Genomic DNA, 14,216 nt, shown 5'->3' with positions numbered 1-14,216 from the left:
GTCCGCGCCACCTCATTTCGGCCCGTTCGCCGGCGTACCATCGATGACGTGGCCCGGACCACGGTCCCTCTCACCCTCGACCTGCTCGACGCGCTCTTCCAGGACGCGGACGCGCCGTGTCGCAGCTGCCTGTTCTGGGAACGCGAGCCGGTGCACCGCGAGCGTCTCGACGCCGCGGCGCGGGCGGCGGAGAAGGAGGCGTGGGTCTCCGAGGTGCTGCGCGAGTGGGGCTCGTGCGGCCGGGTGGCCCTCGTCGACGGCCGGCCGGTCGGCTACCTCGTCTACGCGCCCCCGGCGTACGTCCCGGGCGCGGCCGCGTTCCCGACCGCGCCGGTGTCGCCGGACGCCGTGCTGCTGACGACCGCCTGGGTCCGCCCGGAGTACGCCGGCGGCGGGGTCGGCCGGCTGCTGGTGCAGGGCATGGCCCGGGACCTGGTGGGCCGCGACGGGATCCGCGCGGTCGAGGCGTTCGCCCGCACCGATCGCACCCGCCGGACCGGCCCGGGTCGCGTCCCGACGTGCGTGGTGCCCGCGGACTTCCTCGCGCGGACCGGCTTCAAGACCCAGCGCGCACACCCGCGGACACCGCGCATGCGGATGGAGATGCGCGCCCTGGTGACCTGGCGCAGCGAGATGGAGGCGGCCTGGGAGCGGATCGTCGGGGCGGTGCGCCGCCCGCAGCACGTGCCGACGCCGGTGCCGCGGGAGGTCGACCGACCGGGTGCCTGACCCGCGCCGCTGGCTCCTGCGGGGCCCGGCCGGGGCGGGAATGACGAGAGCCCCCGGCCGGGGCCGGGGGCTCTCGCGGGTGAGAGGGGCCGCCGGGGCGGCCGGGCGCTCAGATGAAGTCGGCGAGCTCGTTGAGGATCGCGGCCTTGGGCCGGGCGCCGACGATGGTCTTCACGACCTCGCCGCCCTGGTAGACGTTGATGGTCGGGATGCCGGTGACGCGGTACGACGCCGGGGTGACCGGGTTCTCGTCGACGTTCATCTTGAGGAACGTGATCTTGTCGCCGTGCGCGCCGGCGAGCTCGTCGAGGATCGGGGCGACCTGGCGGCACGGCCCGCACCACTCGGCCCAGAAGTCCACGAGGACCGGCTTGTCGGACTTGAGGACCTGCGCCTCGAACTCGGCGTCGGTCACGGCGGAGATGTTGTCGGCCACGGCGGCCACCCCTTCGGTTGGTTGAACGAAACGTCTGTGGAGTTGAACCTACGCGCCGGCCGGGACATTCCCGGCGGCTGCGGCGGCGTGGTCGAGCTCGGCGAGGTAGCGCTCGGCGTCGAGGGCGGCCGAGCAGCCGGTGCCGGCCGCCGTGATCGCCTGGCGGTAGGTGTGGTCGACGAGGTCGCCCGCGGCGAAGACGCCCGGGATGTTGGTCGCCGTCGAGCCGGGACGGACCAGCACGTAGCCGTTGTCGTCGAGGTCGACCTGACCGACGAGGAGCTCCGAGCGCGGGTCGTGGCCGATCGCGATGAACAGGCCGGTCGCGCCGAGCTCCCTGGTCTCGCCGGTCACGGTGTCGCGCAGCGTCAGCGACTCCAGCGAGTCGGCACCGTTGATCGACTCGACCACGGAGTTCCACACGATCTCCAGCTTCGGGTCGGCGAACGCCCGCTCCTGCATGATCTTCGAGGCGCGCAGCTCGTCGCGGCGCACGATGAGCGAGACCTTCGAGCCGAACCGGGTGAGGAAGGTGGCCTCCTCGACCGCCGAGTCGCCGCCGCCGACGACCGCGATGTGCTGCTCGCGGAAGAAGAACCCGTCGCAGGTCGCGCAGTAGGACACGCCGCGACCGGAGAGCCGGTCCTCGTCGGGGAGACCGAGCTTGCGGTAGCCCGAGCCGGTGGACAGGATCACGGCACGCGCGGTGTAGGTGTCGGTGGCGGTCTTGACGATCTTGACGTCGCCGGTCAGGTCGACCTCGACCACGTCGTCGGCGATCAGCTCGGCACCGAACCGCTCGGCCTGGGCCCGCATCTCGTCCATCAGCTCCGGACCCTGGATGCCGTTGCGGAAGCCGGGGAAGTTCTCGACCTCGGTGGTGTTCATCAGCGCGCCGCCCGCGGTGACCGAGCCCTCGAAGACCAGCGGGTTCAACTGCGCGCGCGCGGCGTAGATCGCGGCGGTGTAGCCCGAGGGCCCCGAGCCGATCACGATGACCTCGCGGAGGTCGGGGCGGAGCTCGGACGTGGCGGACTCGGACATGGAACTCCCCGGTGGATCGTGGTTGGGACGGATGCGGCGCCGACGACCGGCGGACACTAGGACAACGTGATCGTAGGCCGATAGATTCCGCGGCAGGGGTGCCGGTCCACCACGGGGCCCGATCAGCAGCGGCGCTACCTCGTCCCTCGGTCGCGGCGCTGCTCGATCATCGCGTCCGATCGCGGACCGCGCCGGCGCGGCCCGCGGGCGCTCTCACCCGGTGGCGGTGAGGGTCGTGGAGTGGATGACGTCGCCGGTCCCGCAGGCGAGGACCTCGGCCTCCTGGGTCGACCCGACCGGCCGGCGGAAGGCCACCACGGCGGGCCTGCCGTCGTAGAGGACGCCGACGAGGTACCCGCGGCCGAAGGACGCCGGCTCACAGATGAAGTCGGTCGGCGCGCTCAGCGTGGCGCCGTCGTAGTCGGCGGTGGTCGGGTGCGGGAGGGTCACGTGCTGCAGCGCCACCAGGTCCTCACGCAGCCGGTCGGCGCGGACCTCGCGGACCGGCTCCTCGGTGGGGACCCGCTGCGGCGCGACGTACCCCTGGTCGGCCCCGCCCGAGGAGACCGCACTCGGCGACTCCGCCGCTTCGGGCGCGTCCTGGGCGACCCCGCCGGCATCCTCGTCGTGCGTGCCGGCCACGGCGCTCTCCCGTGCCGAGTCGTCCTGGGCGAGCTGGTGCGCGGTGGTCAGGTCGTCGCCCGCGCCGCTGTCGGACACCACGCTCACGCCGACCGCCACCACGGCGGCCGCGGCCGCCGCGCCGAAGAGCAGCCGGACCCGGCGCCGGCGCCGCAGCGCCGCCGGGTCGAGGGGGACGACGACCGCGGGCGCCTCGGGATCGCTGCGGTGCACGCCGCCCGGGGGCAGGGACGCCGCGACGCGCTCGGCGGCGAGGCCGGCGATCACGCCGTCGATGCGCTCGGCGACGTCGTCGGGCATGGGCACCGGTCCCCCGGCGTCCGCGAGGGCCCGGCGGACGGCCTCCTCCGCAGCGGGGGAGGGCGTGGGCACGGCGGACGGCTCGGTGGGGTCGTTCATGTGGGAGTTCCTGGCACGCGGGCCCGGTGGGACGGGCGGGGCGGGGTGAGCGGGGTGAGGCGCGGTGATCAGTCGACGGCGGTGCCGGCGGGCGGACCGCGCGGCGTCATCGATCCGACGTCCGGCGTGCCGGACGGGTTCCCGAGCTCGCGGGCGTGGCCGACCGGCTCCGGGTCGTCGCCAGCCGGGTCGTCGTCGAGGACGTCGGCGAGGAGGACCGCGAGCCGGGCGCGCCCGCGCGAGCAGCGGCTCTTGACCGTGCCCTCCGCGCAGTCGAGGATCCGCGCGACCTCGGCGACGGCGAAGCCCTCCATGTCGACGAGCACGAGTGCCGCCCGCTGCTCCTCCGGCAGGCTCGCCAGCGCGGCGAGGACCCGCTCCCGGCGCTCGACGACGAGGCTGTGCTCGGCCGGGTCGACCGCGTCGCCGGCGGTCTGGCGGACCCGGCGATGCCCGGCCTCGAGGTCGTCGAGGTCGTCGGGCAGCGGCTCGGCGCGGCGGACCGCCTCCTTGCGCAGGCGGTCCAGGCAGGCGTTGACGACGACCCGGTGCAGCCAGGTGGTCACCGCGGCGTCGCCACGGAAGGACCCCGCGCGGCGGAAGGCGGCGACCAGGCCGTCCTGCAGGCCGTCGGCGGCGGTCTCGGGGTTCCCGCAGGTGCGCAGGGCGACCGCCCACAGCCGGTCGCGGTGCCGGGTCACGAGCACCCCGAACGCCTCGGGGTCGCCGTCGACGTGCGCGGCGAGCAACTCGCGGTCGCTCGGCGCGCCGCCTGGCGCGACCGGCTCGCGCACGTCACTCACCACGGACCACCACCTCGGACACCTCGGCCCGGAAGTCGCCGTCGACCTCGGGCAGGGCCGTCCACCACAGGACAAGGTAGCGAGATCGCACCGGCTCCGCTCCCGCGAGGGTGAGGACGCCACCGCCGGTCCCGGTGGCGACCGGCGGCCCGGTCGGCGCCTGGGTGGGAGCGGCCGTGCCGGGCACCGCGTGCAGCGAGACCTGGTTGGGCTCCATCTCGCCCTCGTCGACCATCCGCACCGCGACGCTCTCGACCGCGCGGACCGTCCCCAGGTCGATCACCAGGCCGACGCCCGTCTTCAGGCCCGGCGGCGGTCCCAGCTGGTTGTCGTAGTACGTCTGCGTGCTCCAGGTGGTCCCCACGTCGCCGTCGGTCAGGTTGCCGAGCGAGCCCGGGTCCTCCTCGCCGTCGCCGAGGGGATCGAGGTCGTCGAGCGTGATGTCGCCGAGCACCGCCGCCCGCCCCGTGCTGGGCGCGGTGACGCTCGGCGTCTCCTCCGGGTCGCCGCCCAGCGCGGTGCGGCCGCGGCCCAGGTTGAAGGCGACCGCGATCGCCACCAGCAGCAGCACCGCCAGACCGACCGCCATGGCCAGCCGCAGCCAGCTCCGTCCCGGGACCTTGTCGAGGTTGTCGGTGGAGTCCCCGTCGTCCGGGCCGGTGCCGGTGTCCCACGGCCAGAAGCCCGCGGCCGGCGGCGCGCCGGGCGCCTCCCCCGACGGGACCGGTGGCAGTCGAGGGCGTCGTACGCCGCCGGGCGGGTCGGGAGCGAAGAGCGGACGCTCCGGGAGGTCCTCGAACGGCGGCGGGGGCGGCGGCGGCGTGCTGCGGGTGCGCAGCCAGGTGACGTCCTCCTCGCCGAAGACCGGCATCCCGGCCTCGGTGGGCAGCTCGGTCGCCAGCGGGATCGGCGGGTCCTCGGGCCCGTCCGTCTCCTCCGGCTGTTCGGTCTGTCCTGGCTGTCCGGGCCGGTCGGGTTGTTCGGGCCGGGCGGCTTCGGGCTCCGGGGCGGACGCGGCGGCCGCGGGCGGCACGACGGGGATGTCGTCGCGCGAGGCGTCGTGCGGCAGCGGGTCGGCGAGGGCGGGCAGCCAGACCGGCCGCAGCTCGTTGATCGGGGGCACCGCCCGGGCCAGCTGCTCGGGCATCCCGGCGGGATCGCCCACGAACGCGACCAGCTCCGCCGCGATCGCGGCGGCCGAGGACACGTCGGGATGGTCGCTGCCGCGCCGGCGGCGGCGCGAGGGGGCCGGGGCGCCCGCGTGCTGGTCGAGCTCGCGCCACAGCGCGTCGAGCGGCTGCGGGACGCCCGCGACGACCTGCCGCGGGCTGAGCGTGGTGTCGGCCTCCCGGGGCGCCGCCGGCACGATCGACCCGGACGGTCCGGGCCAGGTCGCCGTGAGCGCGCAGTGCAGCAGGCCGCCGAGGTCCTCGAGGTCGCCCTGGACGTCACCGGGCGAGAGACCGTGCAGCGCGGCGTCGACGCACATCCCGATGATCCGCACCGCGCCGAACCGGTCGATGAGGACGTTCTCCGGGTTGAGCCGTCCGTGGGTCACGCCGGCGGCGTGGGCCCGGGCCAGGGCGTCGGCGACGTCGGCCACCAGCCAGGCCGCGTTGCGCGGGGCGAGGGGTCCGTCGTGGGTGACCAGGATGTCGAGGGAGATGCCGGTGCCCCACTCGTTGACGACGAAGCAGCGGCCGTCCTCCTCCTCGGCGTCGAGGACCCGCAGGATCCGCGGGTCGAGCACCTGCGCGGAGGTCCGCGCCGCCTCGACCAGCGCGTGGGCGCGGGCGTCGTCCTGGGAGATGACGTGCAGCGCGACGAAGCGCTCGAGGATCCCGTCGTGGGCGCGCCAGAACCGCCCGCCGCCGCTCTCGCTCAGCAGGTCGATCAGCCGGTACCGGCCGGCGAGGACATCGCCCGACCGCGTCGACGTCGCCACCTCGTCCCCCTGCTCGCCCTCGTGTCCCTCGTGTCCCTCGGTGTCCCTCCGGTCACCTTAGACCGGCTCAGCGCCGCCGCAGGCGCCCGGCGACGGTGTCGGCGACGGAGGTCACCTCGGCCAGCCGCAGTGGTCCCGCGACGCCGAGCAGCGCCGCCCCCGCGCCGGCGGTGACGATCGCCACCTCGACCGCCGCCAGGGTCCAGTGGGGGAACGGTCCGACGAGCTCGACCACGGTGTCGGTGACCACGATGTCGAGGAAGCGGCCGACCACGAACACCACCACGCTGGCCCCCAGCAGGCGCAGCACGAACCCGCGCCAGCGGCGTACGGCGCCGCCCGGCGCGCCGCCCCGGCGGAGCAGCCGGACGAGCACGACCGACGAGAGGGTCGCGCCGACCGTGTACGCGCCGCCGTAGGCCAGCACCAACATCGGCGAGGTGTCCCACGGGTCGACCCGGGAGACGAAGAGGACCGCGAGCGCGATGTTGGTGGCCGCGATCACGCACTGGACGTAGAAGACCAGCCGGTTGAGCTCGAGGGCGTAGAAGCCGCGCAGCACCAGGTAGTGCACGGTGAAGGCGACGACCGCGAAGCCGAAGAGGACCATCGACGACTCGAAGCGGTAGACGTGCGGGGCGGTCGCGCCGTGGCCCCACACGACCTGGGCCAGGGGCAGCGCGATCGAGGGCAGCAGGGCGGAGAACGGTACGACGACGACGAGGGCCGTGCGCAGGGTGCTGCCGAGCGTGGTGGCCAGTCGGCCGAGGTCGGCCGCGGCGGCCGCCGCGGACAGGCGCGGCAGGATCGCGGTGGCCAGGGAGACGGTGATGATGGAGTGCGGCACCATCACCACCAGCATCACGTTGGAGTAGATCGTGATGCCGGTGCCGTCCTCGGCCGCGGCGGTGCCGCCGGAGGCGAGGCGCACCACCACGACGTACGCGATCTGGTTGACCACCACGAACAGCACGGTCCACACGCCGAGCCTGAGGGTGTGGCCGAGGCCGACGCCCCGCCAGTCGAACCGCGGCCGGATCCGCACTCCGCAGCTGCGCAGGTAGGGCACCAGCACGAGCATCTGGACCGCGATCCCGACGGTCGAGCCGATGCCGAGCAGCCGCTCCTGGCCGGGCGAGAACGCCGCCAGCTGCTCCGCGGGGCTGGCCGGGCCGAACGCGACGAGATAGGTCACCAGGACGGCGATCGAGATCAGGTTGTTGGCGATCGGCGCCCACATCATCGGGCCGAACCGGCCGCGGGCGTTGAGCACCTGGCCGAACAGCACGAACATCCCGTAGAAGAAGACCTGGGGCAGGCAGAACCGCGCGAAGTCGATGGCGGACTGGCGTTGCTCGACCAGGTGCGGGGCGTCGTAGCTCGGCACCAGGACCTGCATGACGAGCGGCGCGGCCACGACCAGCAGCACCGTCACCAGCCCGAGGAAGCAGGCGGCGAGGGTGATCACCCGGTTGACGTACGCGGCGCCGGCGTCGGCGTCGTTCGTCATCGCGCGCACGATCTGCGGCACGAGGACCGCGTTGAACACGCCCCCCGCGAGCAGGATGTAGAGCATGTTGGGCACCGTGTTGGCCACGGTGAAGATGTCGGCGTGCAGCGAGACGCCGAGCGCGGCCGCGAGCAGCGTCGAGCGGATGAAGCCGCTGAACCGGGACACGATGGTGCCGGCCGCCATCACGGCGGTGTTGGCGAGGATCCGGCGCTGCTCCCCGGCGGCCCCGCCGCCCGTGTCGCCGTTCGTGTCGCCGGTGGTGTCGCCGTCGCTCACGAGGCGGCCTCGCCGCGCGCGGCGCGGAACCGTCGGACCAGGCGGATGCCGATGGCGACGAACAGGATCCCCGCGCCGGTGCCGATGATCGCCCAGATCACGACGCCGACCTGTCCGGAGCGGATCGGCAGCTCGTCCTCGGCGCCGAGGGGTGTGCCGTCGGCGTCGGTGAGTCGCAGCCGCACGTTGTGGACGCCGGTGCCGTGCATGTCGGCGCTGACCGGGACCGACGAGCGGCTGTTGGCGGCGAGCACGATCGGGTTGGCGACCGCGATGGTCGCGCCGGAGTCGGCCGCGACCTCGATGCGGACGGTCACGGCGTGGTCGAGGGTGTTGCTGACCGCCACGTTGAAGCTGCCGGAGCTGCTGGACAGGGTGACGCCCTGGGGCGCGTCGAGGTCCACCTGGCCGAGCTCGTCCTCCACCCAGGCGCGGGAGCGGCCCAGTCGGGGCCCGGCGTCCGCGTCGTCGCGCATGGCGTACGACGTCCCGGCGAGCGCCTCGCCGACCAGGGTGTCGCCGATCGTGTAGCCCTCGCCGAGGATGCTCTGCAGCGACCGGCCCGCGCGGATCAGGCTGCCGGCCTCGTTGAACACGCCGGCGTCGAGCTGCGCGGCCACCTGGCCCTGCGGATAGGTGAGGTCGTCGGGATCGACCTGGCGCTCGTCGGCGGCGTCGGCGTCGACCGCGAGGTCGTTGGTCCGGGTGAGCGTCGGCAGGTCGACGAGGGTGACCGGCCCGTCCTCCAGGCCGGCCCAGAACTCGCTGGCGCCGGCGGCGTCGATGCTCGACGGCAGGACGACGACGAGCGGGTCGGGCCGCTCGCCGCCGGAGCGCAGGATCCGGATGACCGCCTCGCTGAGCAGCCGCTGGCGCAGCGCGACCGGAGCCAGCGCCGGGTCGGGCCCCGGGCCGCCGCGCGCGGTGGCGGTGCTGGTGGCCACGACCGGCCGGTCCTCGACCAGCCCGCCGACCGGAGCACCCTGCGGGAACGCCTCGGCCGAGAACATCTGCTCGCCGAGCAGCAGCGTCGCCCCGTCGTCGACGTCCGCGATCGCGGCGGCGTCGAGGTAGCCGTTGCGGGACGCGACCACCGGGGTCGTCTCGATGCCCCAGGCGGCCAGGGTCGGCGACGCGTGCTTGCGGGCGGTCGCGTAGAGGCTGGGCAGGGACCGCGCTCCCGCCGAGAGGTCCGGGTCGCCGTACGGCAGGGCGGCCACGGTGTCGTCGGGCAGCACGGTCCCGGCGCGCTGGAGCCAGGTCTGGGCGGCGCGGACGAGCGGGTCGTCGGGGTCGAGCGTCGCGGCCTCGAGCTCGGCCGCCTCGTCGGTGCCCTCGCCGGCGTCGCCGTCGTCGGCGTCGTCGCCCGCGGACCCGCTCGGCGAGGGGTCCTCGCTCTCCTCCGAGTCCTCCTCCGGCGTCACCGCGGTGATCGTCCGGGTCGGGTTGCCGGCCGCGAGCTGGCCGACCGCGTCGGCGACGGCCGGGTCGAGCAGCCAGGTCACCGGCGTCGTGGTGCTGGCCGCGCCGAACGCCAGCGGGCCGCCGAGCACGCCCTGCGGCGAGAGCGCCTCCTCCCACCAGTCGGTGCGCCCCAGCTCGCCGTCGGCGGAGTGGGCCACCCGGCCGCGGAGGGGCACGACGACCGCCGTGTCGACCCGGGCCGAGTCGGTCGGCGCGACGTACGGGAGGAAGGTCCGGGCGCGTCCGTCGGCCACCTCGTCACGGCCGTCACGGCTCTCCCCCAGGGCGTGCACGCCGAACCAGTAGACGCCAGTGGTGGGGTTCGCGAACACCTGCCGGAGCACGCGCTGCGGGATGCGGATGGAGTACGCCTCCGACTCGCCCGGCCCGAGGGTCGCGACCTGGGCGCGCACCGCCTCCTCGTTGGTCTTGCGGACGCCGACCTGTGCCTCGGGGTCCGTCGCCACGGCCGCGGTGAGCTCGTCCTCGGTCGTGATCGCCGGCGGGCAGCCGATGCAGTCGTCGCCCGCGCCGAACATCGGGTAGATGTTGATCCGCTGCCAGGTCTCGAGGTCGACGTTGGTGATCCGGCCGCGGATCACCAGCGGGCCGGTGCGGGGCAGCACGCCCGGCGTCAGCTCGTCGATGGTGACCTCGAGCGGCGGGTCGTACTCCGCGTTCTTCGGTGCTGCCGCCGGTGCCGTCGCCGGTGCCGTCGCCGGGGCGGCCTGCGCCGCGCCGGCCGGCGCGAGGGCGGCGGGCGCCAGGGCGGTGAGGCCGAGGAGGAGAGCGGTCGCCAAGCCCGCGCGCAGGCGGGAGGGACGGCGGACCACGCATCGAGGGTAGTGGGGGGCCGTGGACGCCTCGGCCTAGACTCTCCGCCCGTGACCGAGACGCCCGACCCGACCGCCGCGCCGGCCCCCCTGAGGCTGGTCGACGTCCAGGCCGCGGTCGCCGCCGAGCTCGCGCGGATCGCGCCGGTCATCGACGACCTCGGTGCCCGCTTCGCCGACGCCGGCCACGAGCTGGCCCTGGTCGGCGGGCCGGTGCGCGACGCGATGCTGGGCCGGCGGTCCAACGACCTCGACTTCACCACCTCCGCGCGCCCGGAGCAGACCGACCGGATCCTCAAGGCATGGGGTGACGCGTGGTGGGACATGGGCCGCGACTTCGGCACCATCGGCTGCCGCAAGGACGACTGGGTGGTCGAGGTGACGACCTACCGCTCGGAGTCCTACGATCCCGACTCCCGCAAGCCCGAGGTGCAGTACGGCGACACGCTGGCCGGTGACCTGGGCCGGCGGGACTTCACCGTCAACGCGATGGCGGTGCGGCTGCCGAGCCGCGAGCTCGAGGACCCGTACGGCGGCGTGATGGACCTCGCGCACCGGGTGCTCCGCACCCCGGGGACGCCCGAGCAGTCGTTCTCCGACGACCCGCTGCGGATGATGCGCGCGGCCCGGTTCGCCGCGCAGCTCGGCTTCGCGGTCGACCCGGCCGTGGCCCGGGCGATGAGCGACATGGCCGACCGGATCACGATCATCTCCGCCGAGCGGGTGCGCGACGAGCTGGTGAAGCTGGTGTGCGCGCCGTACCCGCGACGCGGCCTCGAGCTGCTCGTCGAGACCGGGCTCGCCGACCGGGTGCTCCCCGAGCTGCCGGCACTCAAGCTCGAGCGCGACGAGCACCACCGGCACAAGGACGTCTACGAGCACACCCTGACCGTGCTGGAGCAGGCGATCGACCTCGAGCCGCGCCTCGCCGAGCGGGCCGGGATCCCCGCGCCCGACTTCGTCTCCCGGTTCGCCGCGCTCATGCACGACGTCGGCAAGCCGAGGACGCGCCGCTTCCAGGACGACGGCGTGGTCACCTTCCACCACCACGACGTGGTCGGCGCCAAGCTCACCCGCAAGCGGATGAAGGCGCTGAAGTTCAGCAACGACCAGATCGACGCCGTCGGCGACCTGGTCGAGCTGCACCTGCGCTTCCACGGCTACGGCTCGGGTGAGTGGACCGACTCCGCGGTGCGGCGCTACGTCCGCGACGCCGGGGCCCAGCTCGAGCGGCTGCATGTGCTCACCCGCGCCGACTGCACGACACGCAACAAGAAGAAGGCCGACCGGCTGCGGCGTACCTATGACGACCTCGAGGCCCGGATCGACCGGCTCTCCGCCGAGGAGGAGCTGGCGGCGATCCGCCCCGACCTCGACGGCAACCAGATCATGACGATCCTCGACATCGGCCCGGGCCGTGAGGTCGGGGAGGCCTACAAGTTCCTGCTGGAGCTGCGCCTCGACCACGGCCCGATGGCCGAGGAGGACGCGACCGCCGCTCTGCGGGAGTGGTGGGCCGCGCGCGACTGAGCGCACCTACCAGGGCACCGGCCCCTCGGCGTCGAAGAAGCGGCCGGACGGACCGGAGTCGTCGAGGAGGGCGGCCCGGACGACGACGTCGGCCGCCTCCTCGGCCGGCGTCGGCGCGGCCGCCCGGTTCTCCGCTCCCCCGAGGTCGGTCTGCACCCAGCCCGGGCACACCGAGTTGACCTTGACCCGGGTGTCCGCGAGCCGCTTCGCGAGGGCGATCGTCAGCCCGTTGAGCGCCGCCTTCGAGGACTGGTAGGCCGGCACCACGAGTGCGTGGTACGGCGACGCGGGGTCGAGCTGGTCGGCCAACGAGCCCATCCGGCTCGAGACGTTCACGACCCGGCCCCGCTCGGACGCCAGGAGCAGCGGGAGCACGGCCGCGGTCACGCCGACGGCGCCGAGCACGTTGGTGCGGAAGGTGCGCCAGAAGAGGTCGGGGTCGAGCGGGCCGACGGCCTGGGTCGCCGTCGCCTCCGGCAGGATCCCGGCGTTGTTGACCAGGATGTCCAGCCGGCCGTGCTCGCGGCGGATCCGCTCCGCCGCGGCGCGGGTGCTCGCCTCGTCGTCGACGTCCAGCGGCACGGCGCTGGCCCACACGCCGTCCGCGCGCAGGCCCGCAACGGCGGCGCGGGCCCGGTCGCCATCCCGGGCGCCGATCACGACCGTCACGCCCTCCTGGCCCAGGCGCCGGGCGGTCGCGAGCCCGAGGCCGCGGTTGCCGCCGGTGACGAGGGCGACGCGCCCGTCGGCCCCCGTGGCGTCGGTGGGGCTCGTCCCGTTGGTCTCGTTCGTCTCGTGGCTCGGGTCGGTGTGGTGGTCCTGGTTCGCCCGGGTGGTCCGGTTCGTCGCGGTCATGCGACCAGCCTGGCGCGGTCCACGCCCCGTGGCTGGCGGCAATCGGACCTGGCGTCCGGTCCTCCGGCGCGCGCGGCGGGAGCGCGCATGGCGACTGTGATCGGGGTCACGTACCGGCGGTACGCTACCTGCGGGTAGTTTGCCGGGACCACCCTGCTGTCCACGGAAGGCACCGTCATGAGCGACACCTACGAGAAGCTGCTCGAGGACTCCATCGAGATCGCCGCGCCCACCGAGAAGGTGTGGAGCCTGGTGACCGACATCCCGGCCATGGCCAAGTGGAGCCCGCAGGTCGTGAAGTCGACCGTCAAGGGCGGGGTGGTCACGCAGGGCGCGACCTTCAGCAACCTCAACAAGCAGGGCATCAAGCGCTGGCCGACCGGGGGCAAGGTGGTCCGGTTCCAGCCGCCGACCGGCTCCACTCCCGGCGACTTCGCCTTCCGGATCCGCGAGAACCGGACCGTCTGGTCCTTCCGGCTCGAGCCCACCGCCGACGGCGGCACCCGGCTGACCGAGCGGCGCGAGACCCCCGACGGCGTCTCCGCGATCTCGATGGTGCTGACCAAGCTGGTCCTCGGCGGCCAGAAGCCGTTCACCGAGGAGCTGCGCCGCGGCATCCGGCAGACCTTGGAGCGGATCAAGGCCGAGGCCGAGGCCTGAGCGGTCCGTCTGGGACTTGGCCCGGCGAGCGGCCGGCGAGCGGCCCGGCGCCTGAGGCCGGACGGGCGCCCGGTTCAATAGGCCCGTGACCGAGGGCAGCCGCGCGACGAGGCTCGCGACCGTCGCGGTGGCAGTGGTCGTCCTCGTTGCGGTGGGGCTGGTCCTGCTGCTCCAGGACCCCGGCGGGCCGCCCGCGGGCGGCCCGGGCGAGCCGACCTCGGTCCCACCGCCGCCGTCTTCCGGCGCGACGCCGACCCGGACCGAGCCTCCCCCGCCCACCCCGACCCCGACCGCGCCGACGGCCCCGCCGACCTGTCCGACGCCGGCGCCGGTCCAGCTGACCGTGCTGACGTTCAACATCCACTTCGGCACCGGACACGACGGCCGCCCCGGGCTCGACCGGATCGCCGAGGAGATCAGGACCTGGGAGCCCGACATCGTGCTGCTCCAGGAGGTCGACAAGGGACGGCCGGTGAGCGGGAACGTCGACCAGGCCGCCGTCCTCGGCGCCAAGACCGGCCTCCACCACGCCTACGGCGCCAACTCGCGCAACACGGGCGCGGGGCCGCGGGGCAACGCGATCCTCAGCCGGTTCCCGATCCTGTCCTCGGGCAACACCCACCTGCCGATGGCGGGCGGGCGCGAGTTGCGCGGCGTCCTGCACGCCCGGGTCGACGTCGGCGGCGTCCCCGTCAGCGTGTACGCCACGCACTTCGACCATCGCTCCCGCCGCGCCCGGACCGTGGCGGCCCGCACCGTGACCGGGCTGATGGCGACCGACCCGCTGCCCAAGGTGTTCGGCGGCGACCTCAACACCGGTCCCGACGCCCGTGCGATCGCGATCCTGCGCCGCTTCGGACTCGGCGACGCCTGGGCGGTCGGGAAGGGCAGGGGCGCCACGGTGCCCGCCGACCGCCCCGGCAGCCGGATCGACTTCATCCTCCACGACGGCTGGTTCACCCCGCTCCAGGCGGAGGTGCTGTTCTCCGCGGTGTCCGACCACCGCCCGGTGTGGACCCGGATGCAGCTCCAGCCCCCGCCCGCCTGCTGACCGCCCGTCCGGCACCGGTCCGACCCCGGCCGGTCG

12 protein-coding genes are annotated in these 14,216 nt (G+C 74.5%); 4 read left to right on the top strand and 8 right to left on the bottom strand.

The genetic code is table 11. The features are described from left to right. Positions 1–48 precede the first annotated feature (48 nt). Complete coding sequence (locus ACPZVR_RS22785; RefSeq protein WP_436701976.1) at positions 49–729, top strand: GNAT family N-acetyltransferase; 681 nt, start codon at positions 49–51, stop codon at positions 727–729. Between the two features lie 109 nt (positions 730–838). Here ACPZVR_RS22785 and trxA read toward each other — a convergent pair whose 3' ends face one another. The 7 genes from trxA to ACPZVR_RS22750 form a co-directional block, all read right to left on the bottom strand. Next, a complete protein-coding gene (gene trxA, locus ACPZVR_RS22780; RefSeq protein WP_436701975.1) occupies positions 839–1,165 on the bottom strand; it encodes a thioredoxin in 327 nt (108 codons plus the stop codon). 48 nt (positions 1,166–1,213) lie between these two features. Then, a complete protein-coding gene (gene trxB, locus ACPZVR_RS22775) occupies positions 1,214–2,209 on the bottom strand; it encodes a thioredoxin-disulfide reductase (protein WP_436701974.1) in 996 nt (331 codons plus the stop codon). A gap of 213 nt (positions 2,210–2,422) precedes the next feature. Continuing rightward, positions 2,423–3,250 (bottom strand): hypothetical protein, encoded by an 828-nt coding sequence (locus ACPZVR_RS22770; RefSeq protein WP_436701973.1) that lies wholly within the window; start codon positions 3,248–3,250, stop codon positions 2,423–2,425. Between the two features lie 68 nt (positions 3,251–3,318). Further along, complete coding sequence (gene sigM, locus ACPZVR_RS22765; RefSeq protein WP_436701972.1) at positions 3,319–4,056, bottom strand: RNA polymerase sigma factor SigM; 738 nt, start codon at positions 4,054–4,056, stop codon at positions 3,319–3,321. Further along, positions 4,046–5,998, bottom strand: coding sequence for a protein kinase family protein (locus ACPZVR_RS22760; RefSeq protein WP_436701971.1), 1,953 nt, complete (start codon positions 5,996–5,998; stop codon positions 4,046–4,048). The genes sigM and ACPZVR_RS22760 overlap by 11 nt, the downstream gene beginning before the upstream one ends. Before the next feature lie 67 nt (positions 5,999–6,065). Next, entirely contained in the window at positions 6,066–7,787 is a 1,722-nt protein-coding gene (gene murJ / locus ACPZVR_RS22755) for a murein biosynthesis integral membrane protein MurJ (protein ID WP_436701970.1), read from the bottom strand. After that, entirely contained in the window at positions 7,784–10,084 is a 2,301-nt protein-coding gene (locus ACPZVR_RS22750) for a DUF6049 family protein (protein WP_436701969.1), read from the bottom strand. The genes murJ and ACPZVR_RS22750 overlap by 4 nt, the downstream gene beginning before the upstream one ends. Before the next feature lie 90 nt (positions 10,085–10,174). Between ACPZVR_RS22750 and ACPZVR_RS22745 the strand changes: the two genes are divergently transcribed. After that, positions 10,175–11,614, top strand: coding sequence for a CCA tRNA nucleotidyltransferase (locus tag ACPZVR_RS22745; RefSeq protein ID WP_436702009.1), 1,440 nt, complete (start codon positions 10,175–10,177; stop codon positions 11,612–11,614). 6 nt (positions 11,615–11,620) lie between these two features. Here ACPZVR_RS22745 and ACPZVR_RS22740 read toward each other — a convergent pair whose 3' ends face one another. Continuing rightward, positions 11,621–12,469: an SDR family NAD(P)-dependent oxidoreductase gene (locus ACPZVR_RS22740; protein WP_436701968.1), complete on the bottom strand. Its 849-nt coding sequence runs from the start codon at positions 12,467–12,469 to the stop codon at positions 11,621–11,623. 177 nt (positions 12,470–12,646) lie between these two features. Between ACPZVR_RS22740 and ACPZVR_RS22735 the strand changes: the two genes are divergently transcribed. Continuing rightward, entirely contained in the window at positions 12,647–13,129 is a 483-nt protein-coding gene (locus ACPZVR_RS22735; RefSeq protein WP_436701967.1) for an SRPBCC family protein, read from the top strand. A gap of 85 nt (positions 13,130–13,214) precedes the next feature. Then, a complete protein-coding gene (locus tag ACPZVR_RS22730; protein ID WP_436701966.1) occupies positions 13,215–14,180 on the top strand; it encodes an endonuclease/exonuclease/phosphatase family protein in 966 nt (321 codons plus the stop codon). Positions 14,181–14,216 lie beyond the last annotated feature (36 nt).

The organism is Nocardioides segetis (assembly GCF_051390595.1).
GTDB lineage: Bacteria > Actinomycetota > Actinomycetes > Propionibacteriales > Nocardioidaceae > Nocardioides.
The sequence above is the reverse complement of the archived record's forward strand: the minus strand, read 5'-3'. Positions and strand labels throughout refer to the sequence as shown.

Excerpts from the sequence above, each read along its gene's own strand:
- trxB (WP_436701974.1), bottom strand. The coding sequence starts at position 2,209 with ATGTCCGAGTCCGCCACGTCCGAGCTCCGCCCCGACCTCCGCGAGGTC.
- ACPZVR_RS22770 (WP_436701973.1), bottom strand. The coding sequence starts at position 3,250 with ATGAACGACCCCACCGAGCCGTCCGCCGTGCCCACGCCCTCCCCCGCT.
- ACPZVR_RS22740 (WP_436701968.1), bottom strand. The coding sequence starts at position 12,469 with ATGACCGCGACGAACCGGACCACCCGGGCGAACCAGGACCACCACACC.
- ACPZVR_RS22735 (WP_436701967.1), top strand. The coding sequence starts at position 12,647 with ATGAGCGACACCTACGAGAAGCTGCTCGAGGACTCCATCGAGATCGCC.